The sequence below is a fragment of the Salinicola sp. genome (assembly GCF_982684285.1).
The window spans coordinates 1-4,169 of the sequence record NZ_CEXLVS010000308.1 but is presented as its reverse complement, the minus strand read 5'-3'; the positions used below and the strand labels follow the sequence as shown (position 1 = coordinate 4,169).

Below are 4,169 nucleotides of genomic sequence, written 5' to 3'. Positions count from 1 at the left end.
GTTATCAGGTGCTGGCCCGCTAGTGGCGCCCCCGCACCTTTCACGAACTGATCGGCCAGGAGCATGTCAGCCGTGCGCTGGTCAACGCGCTCGACCAGGGGCGGCTGCATCACGCCTATCTGTTTACCGGTACGCGAGGCGTCGGCAAGACGACTCTGGCACGAATACTCGCCAAGTGTCTCAATTGCGAGCAAGGGGTGGGTTCGCAGCCTTGCGGCCAGTGCGAGACCTGTCGCGATATCGACAACGGCCGCTTCGTCGACCTGATCGAGGTCGATGCCGCGTCGCGTACCAAGGTGGAGGATACTCGCGAGCTGCTGGACAACGTTCAGTACGCGCCGACCCAGGGGCGTTACAAGGTGTACCTCATCGACGAGGTGCACATGCTGTCGACGCACAGTTTCAACGCCCTGCTCAAGACGCTGGAAGAGCCGCCGCCCCACGTCAAGTTCCTGCTGGCGACGACGGATCCCCAGAAGCTGCCGGTGACGGTGCTGTCGCGCTGCCTGCAGTTCACGCTCAAGAACATGCCGCCCGAGCGGGTCGTAGAGCACCTGACCCGGGTGCTGGAGGCCGAGCAGGTCGCCTTCGATCCGCAGGCGCTGTGGCTGCTCGGCAAGGCTGCCGACGGCTCGATGCGCGACGCCATGAGCCTGACCGACCAGGCCATCGCGTTCGGGCAGGGCGAAGTGCGCCGTGAGGATGTGGCCGCCATGCTCGGCACGCTGGATCATGCGCATCTGATTGCTTTGGCCCAGGCGCTGGCGGACGTCGACGCCGAGCGACTGCTGGCCGAAGTGGCGGCACTGGCGGAGCAGGGGCCGGATTTTGCCGGCGTGCTCGACGAGCTGTCCGGGCTGATGCACCGCCTGGCGATCGCCCAGATGGTGCCTGCGGCCCTGGACAACGGCCACGGCGATCGCGACGAGTTGCTGGCACTGGCCAGCCGGTTCACCGCCGAGGACGTCCAGCTCTATTACCAGATCGCCCTGCAGGGCCGCGGCGACATCGCCAATGCGCCGGACACGCGATCGGCGGTCGAGATGACGCTGCTGCGCATGCTGGCCTTCCGCCCCCAGGGGGTGCCGACCCCGCCCCAGGCCGATCTGCCGCTGCGCGGGAATCCGCAGGGCCAGGACGATGGCGGTGGCATTCCCCCGCGCGAGACTCGCGATGGCGGCGTTGGAGAAGCCGTCGCGGGAGACGCGCGGGCCGATGGTACGGCGCAGGGCGAACCCGTGGCATCGGCCGCCGGCACGGCCGCTTCGGGATCGACGGCGTCGGAGCCGGCGAGCGCGAACCCTGACGCATCGCCTTCGCATGAACGGCCGTCCGCGATCGATGAGCAGAGGGCCGAGCCGGTCGCGGCCATGGCCGCATCGTCCCCGGATGTCGCCGCGCCCCAGGCGGATGAGCGTCCGCCATGGTCGGTCGAAGCCGACGCGCCATCGGCAGCGGCGCCAGCGACCGAGGTTCCAGCGTCCCGGATGCAGGAGCCGGCCGCGGCGTCCCCGCCTTCCGACCCCCTCGCTGCAAGCGTCGATGCCGGCGATATCAGCGACGGCGGTGTCAACGGCGATCTCGCGTCCGACGAAGATCTCGGTTTCGACAACGGCGCCGATTTACATAGCGACGCCTATGCCTGGGCAGAGCAGACGGACATTGCTGGTGGCGAGTCGCCGGCAGCGGCTTCCGCTAGCCATGCCCCGACGTCCGGTTCGCCGGTCGATCCGGAAGCGTCGTCTGCGCCACGGGTCGGCGTGGCGCCCGAGTTCGACTCCGCCGGGAGCGAACCGGCCGAGCCCTCGACGCCGCCGGTTGCCGCTAGCGATGGGGAGTCCTCATCCTCGCTGGCTACCGCCCAATCGCCTGATCCTGCCGGGCCGGTCGCCGCGACGACAGCGTTGACCCATGAGGCCTGGCTCGAGCGCTTCGATCGGCTCGATATCGGTGGTCTCACCCGCAATCTCGCGGCTCACTGCGTCATCGACGGCGACGACGGTCACGTGCTTCACGTCACGCTGGATCCCGGGCAGTCGGCCATGCTGTCGGACCTGCACGTCGATCGCATTACCAGGGCACTGGCGGGTATCGGGTACGCTCGCCGTCTCGAGGTCAACGTCGCCGCGCTGGACGGTTCGCGCGAGACGGCCAAGGCCAAGCGCGACCGCGAGGCTCGAGAGCGTCACGCCCGCGCCGTTGAAGCGTTGCGGGTCGACCCGCATATTCAGGAACTGGAGGCGCGTTTCGGCGCCCGTCTGATCGAAGAGAGCGTCACCGCCGACCGCGTGTGACGCTTGCCAAATATTCCGGTCTCGAAAATCCCATCTCGAAGGAGTTCGTCATGTTCAAGGGTGGCATGGGTGGCCTGATGAAACAGGCCCAGGAAATGCAGGAAAAGATGCAGCAGGTGCAGGAGGAGATCGCCCAGATGGAAGTCTCGGGCGAAGCCGGCGCCGGCATGATCAAGGTCACCATGAATGGCCGTCATGACGTCAGTCGCGTCGAGATCGATCCGTCCCTGATGCAGGAAGACAAGGAGCTGCTGGAAGATCTGTTGGCGGCCGCTGTCAACGATGCGTCACGCAAGGTGGAGACCCAGTCCAAGGCGAGGATGGAAGAGGTCTCTTCCGGGCTCAACCTGCCTCCCGGGATGAAGATGCCGTTCTGATGAGCTTCTCACCGCTGGTCGAGCAATTGCTGGAGAGCTTGCGCGTATTGCCAGGCGTGGGGCCCAAGACGGCACAGCGGATGGCGCTGCATCTGCTGGAGCGGGAGCGCGACGGCGGACGTCGGCTGTCTCAGGCATTGACCGAGGCGATCGAACGGGTTGGCTACTGCGAGCGGTGCCGGACCCTGACCGAGGAGACCCTGTGCGGTGTCTGCCAGGATCCGCGGCGCGACTCGGCGCTGCTGTGCGTGGTCGAGTCTCCGGCGGACATGCTGGCGATCGAGCAGGCCGGCGGCTATCGCGGCCAGTATTTCGTCCTGCATGGTCACCTCTCGCCACTCGACGGCATCGGGCCCGACGATATCGGTCTCGACCAGTTGGAAGCACGGCTCGCCCAAGAGACCGTCAGCGAGATCATCCTGGCGACCAATCCCACCGTGGAAGGCGAGGCGACCGCCCACTACATCGCGGAGCATCTGGTCGGGCGAGAAGCCAGGCTCTCGCGGCTGGCCTATGGTGTCCCCATGGGGGGCGAGCTGGAGTATGTCGATGGCGGCACGCTCAGCCGGGCGTTTCAGGGTCGCCAGCCGTTCTCCTCCGAGTGAAGCCTGGGCTGCGGGGCGCTGCCGCCGTGCCATCCTTCCACTTTTCGTATCGCAGGGTCACGTTCGTGGCCGCAAGGAATCTGAATGAGCGTTGACTATTCGCTGTGTTGGGTCGACACCCCGGAAGGGTTGCAGGCCGCTTACGAGGTGCTGGCCGAGGCGGATGTCGTGGCGCTGGATACCGAGTTCTTCCGTGAGACCACCTTTTTCCCCGTGCCGGCGCTGATTCAACTGACGGCCGGGGACACGGTGTACCTGATCGATCCGCAGGCCGTGGCGGCAAGCGCGGATTTCCAGCGGCTGCTGGGTGGCGGGCCGTTGAAGCTGATCCACGCCTGTGGCGAGGACCTGGACGTGCTGTCACTGTGGGCCGGCGTGACGGTGGCGCCGCTGATCGATACCCAGATCGCCGAATCCTTCCTGGGCAGCGATCCGGCGATCGGTTACCGGCGGCTGGTCGCCCGGCGCTGCGACGTCGACCTGCCGAAGGAAGAGACGCGCTCGAACTGGCTGGAGCGTCCGCTGACACCGGCCCAGCTCGAGTATGCGGCGCTGGACGTGGTGTTTCTTCCCACCATATGGGAACAGCAGCATCGGGAGCTGGTCGAGCTGGGTCGGGGCGAGTGGCTCGAGGAGGAGTGCGCGGCGTTGAGCCGTGGGCACGAAGGGGGCGCCGATCAGTGGTATGCCCGTCACCGCCAGTTGTGGCGGTTGAATCCTCGTCAGATCGAGGCGTACCGCGAGCTCACCGCATGGCGGGAAGTGGAAATACGCCGTCGCGACTTACCGCGCGGCTGGCTGGTCAAGGATGCCGTGCTGTTCGCGGTCGCCGAGGCCATGCCACAGAATCGCTACGAGCTGGCGGCCATCGAAGGCGTCACCCCCAGCCTGGT

At 66.8% G+C, this 4,169-nt stretch carries 3 protein-coding genes and 1 pseudogene; all 4 read left to right on the top strand.

Annotation, left to right across the window (positions count from 1 at the left end):
- Positions 1-2,294: pseudogene (gene dnaX / locus AC3AYF_RS18785) on the top strand (DNA polymerase III subunit gamma/tau); the annotation flags it as partial.
- A gap of 50 nt (positions 2,295-2,344) precedes the next feature.
- Entirely contained in the window at positions 2,345-2,671 is a 327-nt protein-coding gene (locus AC3AYF_RS18780) for a YbaB/EbfC family nucleoid-associated protein (protein ID WP_110717982.1), read from the top strand.
- Positions 2,671-3,276 carry a recombination mediator RecR gene (recR, locus tag AC3AYF_RS18775; protein WP_110602401.1) on the top strand — a complete coding sequence of 202 codons (606 nt, stop codon included), beginning with the start codon at positions 2,671-2,673 and terminating at the stop codon, positions 3,274-3,276. Before AC3AYF_RS18780 ends, recR begins: the two co-directional genes overlap by 1 nt.
- 84 nt (positions 3,277-3,360) lie before the next feature.
- A partial coding sequence (locus AC3AYF_RS18770; RefSeq protein WP_295038674.1) for a ribonuclease D occupies positions 3,361-4,169 on the top strand: 809 nt, incomplete at its 3' end.

Excerpts from the sequence above, each read along its gene's own strand:
- AC3AYF_RS18780 (WP_110717982.1), top strand. The coding sequence starts at position 2,345 with ATGTTCAAGGGTGGCATGGGTGGCCTGATGAAACAGGCCCAGGAAATG.
- recR (WP_110602401.1), top strand. The coding sequence starts at position 2,671 with ATGAGCTTCTCACCGCTGGTCGAGCAATTGCTGGAGAGCTTGCGCGTA.